The 13,843-nt window shown below is 43.7% G+C and carries 11 protein-coding genes; all 11 read right to left on the reverse strand.

Annotated elements, in window-relative coordinates; genetic code table 11:
* Window positions 1-2 precede the first annotated feature (2 nt).
* The 11 genes from HXT53_RS04950 to rpsD all read right to left on the reverse strand — a co-directional run bounded on the left by HXT53_RS04950 (window position 3) and on the right by rpsD (window position 13,823).
* The gene (locus HXT53_RS04950; RefSeq protein WP_174142886.1) at window positions 3-1,745 is read right to left on the reverse strand and encodes a bifunctional shikimate kinase/3-dehydroquinate synthase; all 1,743 of its coding nucleotides are present in this window, start codon (window positions 1,743-1,745) and stop codon (window positions 3-5) included.
* Window positions 1,742-2,929, reverse strand: a complete 1,188-nt coding sequence (aroC, locus tag HXT53_RS04955) for a chorismate synthase (RefSeq protein WP_101887659.1) — start codon at window positions 2,927-2,929, stop codon at window positions 1,742-1,744. Before aroC ends, HXT53_RS04950 begins: the two co-directional genes overlap by 4 nt.
* A 537-nt stretch (window positions 2,930-3,466) precedes the next feature.
* Entirely contained in the window at window positions 3,467-3,982 is a 516-nt protein-coding gene (locus HXT53_RS04960; protein ID WP_004113357.1) for a prepilin peptidase, read from the reverse strand.
* 424 nt (window positions 3,983-4,406) lie between these two features.
* On the reverse strand, window positions 4,407-5,564 hold the full coding sequence (gene mltG / locus HXT53_RS04965; protein ID WP_415681859.1) for an endolytic transglycosylase MltG: 1,158 nt from the start codon (window positions 5,562-5,564) through the stop codon (window positions 4,407-4,409).
* 98 nt (window positions 5,565-5,662) lie between these two features.
* Entirely contained in the window at window positions 5,663-6,133 is a 471-nt protein-coding gene (gene ruvX, locus HXT53_RS04970) for a Holliday junction resolvase RuvX (protein ID WP_004113362.1), read from the reverse strand.
* A 57-nt stretch (window positions 6,134-6,190) separates the two neighbouring features.
* Window positions 6,191-8,875, reverse strand: coding sequence for an alanine--tRNA ligase (alaS, locus tag HXT53_RS04975; protein ID WP_013399702.1), 2,685 nt, complete (start codon window positions 8,873-8,875; stop codon window positions 6,191-6,193).
* A 187-nt stretch (window positions 8,876-9,062) separates the two neighbouring features.
* Window positions 9,063-9,302 (reverse strand): hypothetical protein, encoded by a 240-nt coding sequence (locus tag HXT53_RS04980; protein ID WP_004113365.1) that lies wholly within the window; start codon window positions 9,300-9,302, stop codon window positions 9,063-9,065.
* Window positions 9,302-9,736: a DUF948 domain-containing protein gene (locus HXT53_RS04985; RefSeq protein ID WP_004113368.1), complete on the reverse strand. Its 435-nt coding sequence runs from the start codon at window positions 9,734-9,736 to the stop codon at window positions 9,302-9,304. The genes HXT53_RS04980 and HXT53_RS04985 overlap by 1 nt, the downstream gene beginning before the upstream one ends.
* A gap of 161 nt (window positions 9,737-9,897) precedes the next feature.
* Window positions 9,898-10,572: a histidine phosphatase family protein gene (locus tag HXT53_RS04990; protein WP_020760022.1), complete on the reverse strand. Its 675-nt coding sequence runs from the start codon at window positions 10,570-10,572 to the stop codon at window positions 9,898-9,900.
* Between the two features lie 129 nt (window positions 10,573-10,701).
* A complete protein-coding gene (gene galT, locus HXT53_RS04995) occupies window positions 10,702-12,096 on the reverse strand; it encodes a galactose-1-phosphate uridylyltransferase (RefSeq protein WP_415699092.1) in 1,395 nt (464 codons plus the stop codon).
* Between the two features lie 1,100 nt (window positions 12,097-13,196).
* Window positions 13,197-13,823, reverse strand: a complete 627-nt coding sequence (gene rpsD, locus HXT53_RS05000; RefSeq protein ID WP_004113375.1) for a 30S ribosomal protein S4 — start codon at window positions 13,821-13,823, stop codon at window positions 13,197-13,199.
* Window positions 13,824-13,843 lie beyond the last annotated feature (20 nt).

The raw sequence follows: 13,843 nt of genomic DNA on the forward strand, positions 1-13,843 counted from the left end.
TTCTAACCTCTAATCTTATTAAACGCTTCGCGAATCGCCTCCAGCGGCGGATTATCTAAGTGAATCGGGTTTCCAATCCCGTCTAAAACAACAAATCGTAAGGTGTTGCCTCTAGCTTTTTTATCTTTATGCATCAAGTCAAGAACCTTAGCAAAAGCATCGTCATTATTGCCGCCGCCATTCCAAGATATTGGCAATCCAAGTGATTTTAAAAGCGAGCGATGATACTCAACGTCTTCTGGACTTAAATAGCCCAAAATTTGCGCAAGGCTCGCCGCAAAAACCATTCCAACAGCAACCGCGTTTCCATGACGCCAAGAAAAATGCTCGATTTGCTCAATCGCATGCCCTAAAGTATGCCCATAATTCAAAAACTCGCGCAAACCTTGTTCTTTTAAGTCGTTAGAAACGTGGTATGCCTTAACGCGCACGCTTTTTTCTATTAGATCGCAAACCATATTATTTAAATCTGCATCGTCTAAAATAGAAGGACCATCAACAGAGCGCAACTTGATAGCATTTTGAGGATTTTCCAGAATTTTTAAGATGCTAGAATCGCCAATAAACCCTGATTTTGCAACTTCTCCAAGTCCTTCAACAAAAATATCGTTAGGAAGAGTAGAAAACGCGCAAGTATCTGCCAAAACGCCAACAGGAGTGTAAAAACTACCAACCAAATTCTTGCCAGCTGCAGTATTTACACCAGTTTTCCCTCCAGTCGAAGCGTCTACCATTGCAAGAAGCGAAGTCGGGCAATTTACGTAGCGGATTCCACGCATCCAAGTAGAAGCAACAAATCCAGCTAAATCCGTAGCTGCTCCACCACCCAAACCAACAATCGCATCTGAACGCGTAAAACCAGCGTTTGCAAGGCGCGACCACACAAAATCCGCAACCTTAACAGTTTTACCAGCCTCTGCGTCTGGAATAAGAATATCGAAAACATCGTAGCCAGATGCGCGCAAAATAGATCTTGCTTTATCGCTATGTCTTTGAACAGGCTGAGTGTGAATTAAAGCTACTCGAACAGGCTGTTTTCCAAGCATTTGAGGTAAAAGACTCATAGCGCCTGCGCCAATATGAACATCGTAATCTTCAATACCTTTACCATCTACATGAACGATTCGTTGCATAATCATATCTTTTACCTTTCTTGCGGCAGGTTTTGGCGTTAATCCGTAAACGCGAGCGTGTAAATTCGCCACTTTGCAAAACACAGGATCACGCTTATCAAACAAATCCATCCATCGTTTTGCGCCATCTTCGCCGCTTAACATAGGACGATTAGAATTCCAGCTTACGCGCTCAATTGCATCACTTGCATTTACTTGCAAATACACAACACGACCGCCTAGCTTTGTATATTTTCTTAAGACATCTTGCGTCTCCTTACGCATTGGAGCACCGCCACCTAGGGCGACTATTGGGGCGGATTGCTCAAAATATGGGAAAATAGCATCTCTAACAATTTGAGTTTCAATATCTCTAAAAGACTCTTCGCCAAAATCCTTAAAATATTGAGCAATCGGCATATTGATTTTTTGCTCAATTAAATCGTCTGTATCTATAAAAGGAACATTCAAAATATGCGCTAATTCCTTGCCAACACGCGTTTTTCCAGCTGCAGGCATGCCGATTATAACGGCTAACGGCATTTGAGTTTGCGATACATCTTGCGAAATGTCTTTCAAAGAATCTCTAAGCGAATCTGGCAAGGAATCATGCAAGGAATCTTCTTCGCTCATCTCATATGCTCTTTCCAAGATCGAACGTAATTTATAGCATTTCTAGCGGTTTCTTCTAGCGAATCTCCACCAAACTTTTCTAACGCATACTTTGCAAGCGTTAATCGAACCATTGCCTCTGCAACTACAGAAGCAGCTGGGACAGCCGTAAAATCGGAGCGCTGATTAATTGCCTGCGCTGGCTGGCCAGTAAGCACATCTACCGTTCGCAAAGCGCGAGGAATGGACGGAATCGGCTTCATTGCAGCGCGCACGCGAATTATCTCTCCATTTGACATTCCACCTTCAATGCCACCAGCACGATTACTAAGTCGCGTGATTTTGCCATCTTCTCCTGTTACGATCTCGTCGTGAGCAACCGAGCCAGGGCGATTTGCTTCTTCGAAACCGTCTCCAATCTCCACGCCTTTAATAGCTTGGATTCCCATAAGCGCCGCAGCCAGTGCCGCATCCAAACGGCGATCCGACTCTACATACGTTCCAACTCCAGCAGGCATACCATAAGCAAGCACCTCCACTACGCCGCCAAGCGTATCTGCATTTGCTTTTGCTTCATCAATACGAGCAACCATGCGAGCTTCGGCATCTTTATCTAGAGTACGAACTGGCGAAGCATCCAACGCATCAACATCGTCTGGAGTTGGTAGGGGTAAACTTTTGTTTATATATTCGCCGCCAATTCCAATAACATGCGCAACTGTTCGCACACCCAACGCTTGGTGCAAAAACGCATCAGCTACAGCGCCTAAAGCCACGCGGGAAGCCGTTTCCCTAGCGCTCGAACGCTCCAAAACCTCGCGAGCATCACTAAAACCATATTTACGCATGCCCGTTAAATCCGCATGCCCTGGGCGAGGCCTAGAAAGCGGCGCGTTACGACCTTCCACACTTAAATCATGGTCTAACGGGTCTGCGCTCATCACTTCCACCCACTTTGGCCACTCACTATTTGCGATTTCTATAGCAATTGGAGACCCAAGAGTAACACCGTGGCGAACGCCTGTAAGCAAACGCACTTTGTCTTGCTCAAACTTCATTCGCGCTCCGCGACCATATCCAAGTCGTCTACGCGCAAGAGCAGAAACAATGTCTGCGCTAGTAATCTTAACTCCTGCTGGCACGCCTTCAATCATTGCCACCAGTGCTTCACCATGCGACTCCCCTGCCGTTTGCCATCTAAGCATGCCTTCTCCAATCGCGTTGTGCGTTATATTTATTGTTATACTTCTTGCACTTAATACTGTACTTTATTTTAAATCAATACTAGATTCTAAATTCTTTATTTTACTAACAACTAAGTATTGCTAATAATCTATGAAATAAATCGCAAAAAGCCTTTAACCATATTGAGTGAAATTTGTTGCATGCTTTCCTATTTAGCGTTGCGCGAGGGCTGGGTAATTCTTGTCTCACAACGCTCCGCCTATTACGTGTAGTCTAGAGTTGCGGTTGTTCCGATTTGGTTTTGATTTTGTTTTTGAGTTGAAGTTTGTTTGTAGTGGTTGATCATTTGGATTATTTGGTATCGGCTGCCGCTCTTATACTGTTCGACCAAGAATCACCCAGCCCTCTTACATGCTTGAACAATTGCGTATCTCTTAATCGCCTGAGATTCTCGATTTTTCTTGCTCTCTCGGCGAGTCACCACCTTCGGCGCTGAGGCTCACCTCTTTCGCTGCGAAAAATCTCGAATCTCTACCTAGCTTGGCGTATTTGTGTAATTACAAAAAACCGCAAAGCATAACGGCGATTATGGAAGATGCAGCTAATACGGGTACAAACGGGATTTTATTTTGTTCATTTTGCACAAGATGCCCGCGGAAAAATCGCAAGCAGACTTTAGAGCAGATTTTCCACACTAAAATCCAAATTAATCCAAATATTCCGATTGATGCAAACCAGTAGATTATGCAATCAAATCCAAATAGCGCCAAAGCTTGAGCGATCATAGAAGCGCACGTAACATCGCCAAATCCAAGTGCTCCGCGCACACAAAGTTTTTGCGTCAAAACGTAGATTGCAAAAACTGTTACTGCACAAAGCCATCCGCGCAAAAGAAAATTAACATTATGAAAAGTAATAAGCGAAAAAATAAGGTTTGCTGCAGATTGTGCAAAAGCAGCTAGTAGAACCCAAAGTCTAGGCACAATGCGGCTTGTTAAATCCGTCGCACACACTGCAATCATGCATATAAGCGTTGGTGTTGCAAATAAACAAGTAACAATAAACTGACTCATTTGATTATGCTAAATAAGCGAAAATTGCATTGCAACAAATTTCACTCAATGTGGTTAAAGGCTTGTGTGGTTATGCAGATTGCACCAAGTATGGTAGAGATTCGAGATTTTTCGCACTGAATGAGATGAACCTCAGCATCTTTGATGGTGATTCATCGAATGAAGAAGAAAAATCGAGAATCTCGGTGATTAAGTGGTACGCAATTGTTAAAGATATTCAGAAGGTTTGATGTATTTCTATACGAGCAATAAAAGAGGAGCGTAGCGACGGGACTTGCGAGGAGAGAAATACTCAAACCTCGCGCAACACTAGGTAAGGAAAATCGTTCGCACGCTCTAAGCGCGCGAACGTCTTCGCTTGCGTTGAAAGCACACTGTGCTTTCAACCTTAAGCAAGCTCAGCGCTCCGAATTACCTTCGCGCGCTAGTTGGCGTTTTCGTTAGAACGCTTATACTCGTCGCGAATCTTCAAGAAATCATCGTAGTTATCCGCAAACTTAGTTTCGCCGGTCTTTAAGTTAGTGGTAACAAAATAAATCCATGATCCTTTTTCTGGATTAAGCGAAGCCAGAATAGCATTATCTCCAGGAATACTTATAGGAGTAGGCGGCAATCCTTTGCGAATCCTAGTGTTGTATGGATTACTTGCATCATCTAATTGTGCTTGCGTAAGGTTAATTGCCTTAATTCCAATACCGTAAGCAACCGTAGTGTCCATTCCCAAAGGCATGTCTTTAGCTAAACGGTTTAATATTACGCGCGAAACTTTGCCATAGTATTCACGATTATTTACTTCCGCTTCCGCAATAGACGCAATTTTGAGAATATCTTGACGCAGTTTTCCTTTAGGAACTCCCAATGAATCAAGTTTCTGAATACGCTTATCTACCATTTTGGCAAGTATTTTAGTAGCAGATTTCATGGATTTTACGTTGTAAACTCCAGGCTCCAACCATCCTTCAAAACTTCCACCTGCTTCTGGCGGCAAAATCCCCGCTCCGTCTGTTTTTTGAATCGCGTTAAATTGAGCAATGTCAATTCCAGAGATTTGTGCAGCCTTACGAATAACGTCTGTTGATCGTTCTCCTGCTTTAACGTCTAAGAATCCGCCTGCTTTACTTTGATCTGAAAGAATATTTACAACATCAATTGAGTTCATATACTTTTTAAGCGCATAAATTCCTGGGTATAAAATCTTGTTGTTCGCAGCAACAATATTAGAAAAAGTTGATTGTGACTTTACAACTTGCGCTTTAACAAGATTGTTCCCAACTTCTACAGATCCTTGACCTGGCTCAATCGTAAACTCAACGAATCCGTTTCCAGGTCCTGGCCAATCGTCCATAATCGTAGACTGATTGTTAGTTTTTATGTAAACCGCAACCCTGTATAATCCATATCCAAGAACAAATAGTACTGCAAAAATTAGCGTAAGAATAAACGCTATTATACGTTTTCTCTTACTTTTACGTCGTTTTTGTGCTTTTAAATCTTTGCGCGATTTTGGAGGCACAGGTGGATTAGGAGTTTCGTGACTCCACTTAGCGTTTCGATCGAAAAAATCGTCGATATTCTCAGTCATTAAACGCTTCCTCCCGCTTGGACTGATGGTTACTATTTCACAGTGACATTATTTCAAAATAACATTATTTCACAATATTGTCGTAACTATTGTCTGCTTTAATTATTTTTGCAATCATTCTTATAATCGTCAATCGCAGATTGCAAAATCAACACTGCTGACTGCTGATCAACCATAGGACGATGCTTCCTAGTAGAAAAATCTGCATCTAACAGTTGTTTATGCGCCGTAACAGTTGTTAGTCTCTCATCTTTCCAAACAACTTCTGGAATAAAATCGAGAGACCAATCTCCATAATCAAAAAGCGACTTCATTCTTTTGACTAAATTAGTACCCCAACGACGCGCTTTTTTAGCAGATTTTCCTTCAGTTCCGTCTAATTGCAAAGGAAGACCTATTACAACACGACTAACACTATTATCTTCGATAATGTTTAAAACATCTTCAATCGCATTAAACGAATCACCATAGGATTGAACATTCCCGGCAGGATGAGCGAAAGTGAGCTCAGGGTCGGAAAGAGCTGTTCCGACCCTTGCGTCACCTAAATCAATACCTAACCACACCATTTTTTGTGCCGCTTTTGGTAAAGATCGCATCGTTTTATTTAAGCGTGTAGCTACGCACTAGTCGAGCTTAGCAACTTCGCTCTTAACAGCATCCAATGCTTCGTCAATCTTAGAAGCATCAGTTCCGCCGCCTTGAGCGAAGTCTGGCTTGCCGCCGCCACCGCCACCAAGCACCTTGGAAGCAGTACGAACAAGATCGCCAGCCTTGGCACCTAGATCACGCGCGGCGTCGTTAGTCGCCACCGCCACCATTGGACGATCCTCTTCATTCACGCCACACAGCGCCACAATCACAGGAGTATCCTCACCTAAGCGAGAACGAACATCAAGTGTTGTTTTGCGCAATGCATCGAAGGAACCAAAGTTTCCAACATTCTTTACAGCAAGCTTAACCGTTGCGCCACTTTGTTTAGCCGCCTCAACCAATTCTGGAACAGCATCATTAAGCTGAGACTCATACACCGAAGAAAGCTTGCGGTCTGAATCCTTCATCTTGTTGAGCAAAGACTCCAAGCGCTCAGCTAACTCATCTGGGCGTGCATTAACCATGCCAGCAAGTTGCGCCACCAAAGCGTGCTCACGAGCACCATATTCATACGCCTCTTCGCCGCACAATGCATCAATACGGCGTACACCAGAGCCAATGGAAGATTCCGAAAGAATGGTTACCATACCAATCTTTCCGGTGCTCTTAGCGTGAGTACCACCGCAAAGCTCGCGGCTCCAACCGTCGCCAATCTCAACAACGCGCACAATATCGCCGTACTTTTCGCCGAACAAGTGCATTGCTCCAAGCTTGAAAGCGTCATCGATTGGCATTTCCTTTGGAACAACCTGCAAATCGTCACGAATACGCTCGTTTACGCGAGCTTCTACACGGAGCAGCGCATCTTTATCAACAGCCTTTGGCCACTGGAAGTCAAAGCGCAAGCGGTCTGGATCAACTACAGAACCGCGCTGAGTTGCCTGTGGACCAAGCTCTTCGCGCAAAGCTTTGTGAAGAGTGTGAGTAGCGGTGTGGCTTCGAGCCAAAGCAGCCCTGCGAACCTGGTCAATATTGGTGTTTACTGGAGCACCAACACTAAGAGTACCTTCAGTAAGTCGGCAGCTGTGAACAATCAAATCCTTGATTGGTCGCTGAACGTCGTCAACTTCCAAAATTGCGCCGTCGTCGGAAATAATCTCACCCTGATCAGCAATCTGACCACCGCGCTCAGCATAGAATGGCGTGCGATCAAGAATAACTTCAACGTTTGCAGGAGCGCTAACGCTTTTAACAGCACCCTTACCGGCTTCAACAATTGCTAAAACGTTTGAACGGCTGGAGAAGTCAGTGTAACCGAGGAAGTCGATTGGCTTTTCAAGCTCCTTCTTAATGTCGTCGTAAACGCTAACATCCACATTGTGACGCTTCTTCAAAGCATCCGCGCGAGCGCGACCTTTCTGCTCGCTCATAAGCTCGCGGAACTTAGCTTCATCAACCTTAACACCCTGCTCAGCAGCCATCTCAAGAGTCAACTCGATTGGGAAGCCGTAAGTATCGTGCAAAGTGAATGCGTCCGAGCCGCCAACAATAGGGTCATCCTTGTGTTCTTTCTTAGCTTTTTCAACAGCCAGGTCAAGAATAGTTGTGCCCTTTTCAAGAGTTCTGCGGAACGCGTCTTCTTCACCATATGCAGCTTCACTAACCTCGTGGAAAGTGTTGTTAAGTTCTGGGTAGCTTGGTTCCATTGCAGCCTTAGAAACTGGGAACAAGGTTGGAAGAACTGGGTCCTGAACGCCGAGCATGCGCATTGCGCGAACAGTTCTGCGAAGAAGACGACGAAGCACGTATCCGCGTCCAACGTTACTTGGGCGCACACCATCACTCATAATCATCAAAGCGGAACGTACGTGATCTGCTACAACGCGGAAACGCACGTCAGCATCATTATTATCGCCGTACTTTACACCGCTAAGCTTTTCTGCAGCTTCAATAACTGGATAAACTTCGTCTGTTTCGTAAATATTTTCCTTACCCTGCATAAGGTAAGCCAAACGTTCCAAACCAGCGCCAGTATCAATATTCTTCTGGTCAAGCTCACCAACAATATGCAAATCAGTCTTAGACTTTACGTTATCTACCTGGAAGTTTTCGAAGACCAAATCCCAAATCTCAATGAAACGAGATTCGTCAGCAGCAGGACCGCCATCCTTACCGTATTTAGGACCGCGATCAACGTAGATTTCGGAGCATGGGCCGCCAGGACCAGGACCACCAGTGGTCCAGAAGTTATCTTCCATACCGAAAACTTGCATGTGCTCTGGGTCGAAGCCTTCGTTCTTCCAAATTGCACGAGCTTCATCATCGTCGGTATAAGTAGTTACCCAGAGCTTTTCAGGGTCAAATCCGTATCCGCCCTTATCTTGCGGAGTTGTTAAAAGCTCCCAAGCGTAGTGAATCGCTTCTTCCTTAAAATAATCACCAAACGAGAAGTTACCAACCATCTGGAAGAACGTGCCGTGACGAGTAGTCTTGCCGACTTCGTCAATATCAAGAGTACGCACGCACTTCTGGTTAGACGTCATTCTGCGAGAAGGAGGCGTTTGCTCTCCCAAAAGATAAGGTATGAATGGAACCATGCCTGCAATCGTGAAAAGCGTCGTTGGATTTGGTGAAATCAGCGATGCTGAAGGCACGACCATATGACCATGATTACCAAAGTAGTCAAGATAACGCTTTGCAATTTCTGCTGTGCGCATAGGTACGAACTCCTTGTGTTATATTAAAACGCCATGCAACAGGGCGGCACAAAAGAATATCATACCATCATGCTTTAAGGCGCGAGTCGCAGAATGATTAATCTGCAAGACCAATTTTCGATTATAAAACTTTACTTATAAAAACTTTAGTTATAAAAAACTTTCAAGACTTATTAGCAAGCTTATTTTATTTAGCATACTTATTAGCATACTTAGAATTAAGCTGCGACTCGTGAGTTTTTCTGCTGGAATTAAAATCCTTAAATAAAGACAAAATCGTGGTTAAAGTAAGATTCTTCGGATCTTTATCAAAGAAAAAATCTCCAACACTTTCTGGGAATTTTCCTTTAATATAAGCGCGAGCCTTAGTAACAGACATCACGCCTATTACTATTCCTACGCAAAGCCAGAATAAACGCTTAAACATCACTCCCCCTTAGACTCACTCGACTCACCAGAATTAGCTGCGTGGCGTGCAGAAGATTCTGAAAAATCCGTTGGAACTGTAGGCTTATTGAAGAATGCGTTAATAGTGTCCTTAAGAGCATATCCAGCTGCAGCAATCTTAATAATAGGTTTTCCAAGAAAAGCACCATACAAATCTGTAAGAGCACCAACATTAGTCGCAGTGGTGCGAGCAGCATCCGTAACAGCATTAACATCTTCTAAGGTTTTGTTTACTTGCTTTACTGTAGTAACAGACTCATCAATAGCAGGCAAAGCATGTTCACCTGATTCCTTAACGGTTTGAGCAATCTGATTAAACATCTTACCCAACCTAATCAGAGGATAAATCATAAAACCAGAAAGAACCGCAAACGAAATCGCGGCAATTAGAGCAGCTATGTCTCCAACGCTCATCGTAACCTCTTTCCTGCTGTTTTTACGCGCGACTAACCCACGCCAATGTATTTAAAAGATTAACGAAGAGTCAAGACTCTTCGGGTAAACCACTAACACATATCTTTCTTAATATATCAACCTTAATATATCAATATATAAAAGTGGATTTACAGTACGCTCTACTCGTTGTAACCCTTAATAGTTATAGACTGATCAAGCGGCTTAGAAGTGTCAAAATCTAAACGAGTCACACTACCATTTTGCGGACGCTCGCTCAAATCGTAACCAGCAGGCGCAAAACGATGCATAAGACTTAAAAGCGTGTTCCCGTGAGATATTTGCAAAACACTATCCCCATCTTTTAACACTGGATTGCTGGCGATTATTTTAAAACCGCCCTCAACACGCTTCCAATACTCAATATCCGACTCAGCATCATGGAATGGGTCTGCCTCTTTAAGCATATCTCGAGTTGCAGCAAGACCAAATTTTTCAACAATCTCGTTATATGTTTTAGCACCATGAGGAGCACCTGCAGCCCACCAAGCCATATTCATGTCTTGGCCTTCAAAATAGCCGTAGCATTGCTCACGAAAATGCATATCGCTTATGAGTTGTGGTCGAGCATGAGTGTGTTTTTCGTTTTCGCTTAAAATACGCTCAGCAGTGGCTTGCGCACGAGTTGTATCTGAACAATATGCTGCAGCAAAAATGACATTAGCTAATTTTTCTGCTGCACGATCTGCGTCTGCAAGTCCTTTATTGGTAAGAGGAGAATTTGACCAACCTTGAAGACGATTGTAGCAATTAAACATGGTTTGACCATGACGAACTAAATAAAGGTGCAGCAACATAACTTAATCATCTCACTTTTAATAAAGTGTTCTACACAATGTGTTATGCAATGCTTTAAACAGTGCTTCCCACAGTGCTTCACACAAATTGACTTTGTTATTTGTTTAATCAGACTAATACAGGTCAGACTAATCCAAATCAACATCGCCTAATTCTTGGAATCTACTTGCAATCAGCTCTGGCGTTGTATCAGAAATCCAAGATGCCATCCCAGCTTCCGACCCAGCCAAATACTTGATTTTGTTAGCATCTCGCATAAACGAGAAGAATTGTAAATTAAGACGATAATGCGCACGACGAGAATCATGCACAGGAGCCTGATGCCATGCTGCAACATAAGGCAAATCAACAAATTCGCTAGAATTTGCAGCACTAATACCAGAAGATAAGTCGAAAGCAGCCGAACCTGCAAACGATTTAGCACTAGAGTCGCCATTAAAACCAAAGAACTTATTAGCACGTCTAAGAAGTGTTATATAAATTTGTGCCAAATCCCAACGCTCTTGGTCGTCAAGCTGATCCAAAGTAAGAACATCACGAACAGGAGCAACATGCACTTCTAGAGGCCAACGCGCTGCTGCTGGAACATACGCAACCCAACTATGATTATGCATAATCACACGCTTTTTAGCCTCAATCTCCGAATTCATCAAATCCTTAAGAAGATTACTGCCAGTACGCTCAAAATAAGCCTCTGTGTGACGCAACTCCTGCTCCAATCTAGGAGCAATAAACGGATAAGCGTAAATCTGACCGTGAGGATGATTCAAAGTCACACCAATTTGGCTGCCGTGATTTTCAAAAGGATAAATCTGCTTAATGCCATCAATTTGGCTAATTTCCGCGGTTCTAAACGCCCAGGCTTCAACAATCGTGCGCATTCGCAAAACAGAAAGATTAGCTGGAAGCATGTTTTCGTTGGAACTAAAGCAAATCACCTCACAACGACCAGCTGCAGGAGCCTGCTTCCACAGCGGATTGCCATCAACGTAGGTTGTTGTGTTTGGCACTCCTGCAACCTGAGCCATAGCTGGATAACGGTTTTCAAAAACAACAACGTCGTAGTCTTCGTCTGGAATTTCACCATCTTGATACTCAGATTCTGGCTTTCTACCAGCGAATGGGTCGATTCTTGATTGCTGATTACTATCACTATTTAAGCTATCGCTATTTGAACTCTCTCTAAGAACAGGAGCTGGTCGTTTTGCCCACAGCCTAGACATAGGAATCCAGTCTCCTGTAAGCGGATCCTGACGCATTTGCGGAACTTCGCTAGGAACCTCATTACCTTCGCTATCAAAATGAGATGTAAAGCGATACGCCAACTTTCTAGGGTCGATCAGCTCCCTTGTTTTGTGCCCGCTAACATATTCTGGGTTGTCGTCGATGTAGAAAAAGTCACGACCGTCGGAAAGCTTTGTTGCCGTAATACGAATATGCTCACGTGCGTATGTTCCTGGACGATACAACTTATACGGATACTCTCCACCGAAATCTCGAATAGGAGTTTGAACAGTCGGAATTTGTTGCGTTTGGTAGAAGGAATTATCTCCTATCGAAGAATGCATTGGCGACTGTAATCCTTGGTATGAGTCCGAATGCATAGTGGATTGCGCAGACTGCACGTTTTCAGCCGCCTCTTCTTCTGCTTGAGCTACAAGACTACTCAGCGAAGAATCTCCAACACCCGTGCTGGTTATTTTGTTAATAACCGAGTGGTTTGCGCCGCCAGCCTTGTTCCTAGCGCGAATTGCATTAATGTCTATTGCATCAAAAGCATCTGTGTCTTCCAAGCTTTTTTCAACTTGACGCTCATCTGCCTTCTTATGCGTAGTGCCGTCTTCATCAATTTCAAATCCTGCTGCAGCGCCACCTTCAAATCCACCACCAGGACCAGCGAAACCAGCTGTTGTTGGAATATTGTGAAGTCCTGCAACTTTTTTAGGCTTTTCCACAAAATCATCCCCTTCAAAAACGTTATTGCTTAACACGTCTTTTGCGTCTCTTACATCTTCTGCATACTGTGCGTTGTGCGCAGTCATATATTGCTGTGCTTCTTGCACCGCTTTCACATCTTCTTCATTGCTAATTTGAGACATCTTTGACTCCATCGTCTCTTTATTCTTCTTTATCTTCTTTTATTTTCGTATAACTTCTTATTCTTGTATCTTCTTACTTACAACGCTTACTAGACGCTCAGTTATCTATTATATATTTTCTGATTCAACACTCGCAGAATGTTATATTTTGTAATATAACGAATATTATTGTGAATAATTATATATGATTTTGTTTTTTTATTAAACTGTTTTGTTACAAAATGTACGGTTGCTGGCGACTAATCCCAAACAAAAGTTAATGTGCACCAACATGTAACCAACTTTTACGTAGTTCATACTGATTTTATACAAATGCACTACGATTCGTGCAGTATTTTCCGCACTTTGTAGCTCTAAACAGCGTGTTGAACAACAAAATGCGGAAAAACTTCCGCACTTTGTAGTCCAACACACCAATCAGAACTACAAAACACGGGAAGAATAGCAAATAAAACGCATTGACCCCCACTATGCAATGCACAGCAGGGGTCAAGCGGTATGTCCTTAAGAATGAAATCCAGAATTTAGCGAGCGTAGTACTCGACGACGTACTGGATGTTGACTTCAACTGGAATCTGATCGACTTCCGGCTTACGAGTCAAAGTAGCCTTCAAAGAGGCAAGATTCACATCGAGGTAACCAGGAACTGCTGGCAAAACGTCACGATGAACGCCTTCAGCAGCCATCTGGAATGGCACCATTGTCTGGCTCTTAGCGCGAACCTGAATGGTCTGGCCTGGCTTAACACGGTAGGATGGGCGATCAACAAGATTGCCATCTACCAAAATGTGACGATGCACAACAAACTGGCGAGCCTGAGCGGTTGTGCGAGCAAAGCCTGCGCGCAAAACTAAAGCGTCAAGACGGGTTTCCAAATCGGTGAGCATTGCGTCACCAGTCTGACCTGCAGTGTGCGTACCCTTTTCGTAAGCTGCACGAAGCTGCTTCTCGGAAAGACCGTACTGAGCGCGAAGACGCTGCTTCTCGCGAAGACGTACTGCGTAATCGGACTCGGTACGACGACGAGTGCGGCCGTGCTCACCTGGAGCATATGGACGCTTCTCGAAAATACGCTGAGCCTTTGGGGTCAAAGCGATGCCGAGGGCGCGAGAAAGACGCACCTGACGGCGAGAACGCTGAATATTAGTCATTACTAATCCTTTATTCTGTC

The sequence above is a fragment of the Gardnerella sp. KA00390 genome (genome assembly GCF_049244075.1).
Classification (GTDB): domain Bacteria; phylum Actinomycetota; class Actinomycetes; order Actinomycetales; family Bifidobacteriaceae; genus Bifidobacterium; species Bifidobacterium vaginale.

Coding starts and splice junctions, on each gene's coding strand:
- HXT53_RS04950 (WP_174142886.1), bottom strand. CDS start 1,745: ATGAGCGAAGAAGATTCCTTGCATGATTCCTTGCCAGATTCGCTTAGA.
- aroC (WP_101887659.1), bottom strand. CDS start 2,929: ATGCTTAGATGGCAAACGGCAGGGGAGTCGCATGGTGAAGCACTGGTG.
- HXT53_RS04960 (WP_004113357.1), bottom strand. CDS start 3,982: ATGAGTCAGTTTATTGTTACTTGTTTATTTGCAACACCAACGCTTATA.
- mltG (WP_415681859.1), bottom strand. CDS start 5,564: ATGACTGAGAATATCGACGATTTTTTCGATCGAAACGCTAAGTGGAGT.
- ruvX (WP_004113362.1), bottom strand. CDS start 6,133: ATGGTGTGGTTAGGTATTGATTTAGGTGACGCAAGGGTCGGAACAGCT.
- alaS (WP_013399702.1), bottom strand. CDS start 8,875: ATGCGCACAGCAGAAATTGCAAAGCGTTATCTTGACTACTTTGGTAAT.
- HXT53_RS04980 (WP_004113365.1), bottom strand. CDS start 9,302: ATGTTTAAGCGTTTATTCTGGCTTTGCGTAGGAATAGTAATAGGCGTG.
- HXT53_RS04985 (WP_004113368.1), bottom strand. CDS start 9,736: ATGAGCGTTGGAGACATAGCTGCTCTAATTGCCGCGATTTCGTTTGCG.
- HXT53_RS04990 (WP_020760022.1), bottom strand. CDS start 10,572: ATGTTGCTGCACCTTTATTTAGTTCGTCATGGTCAAACCATGTTTAAT.
- rpsD (WP_004113375.1), bottom strand. CDS start 13,823: ATGACTAATATTCAGCGTTCTCGCCGTCAGGTGCGTCTTTCTCGCGCC.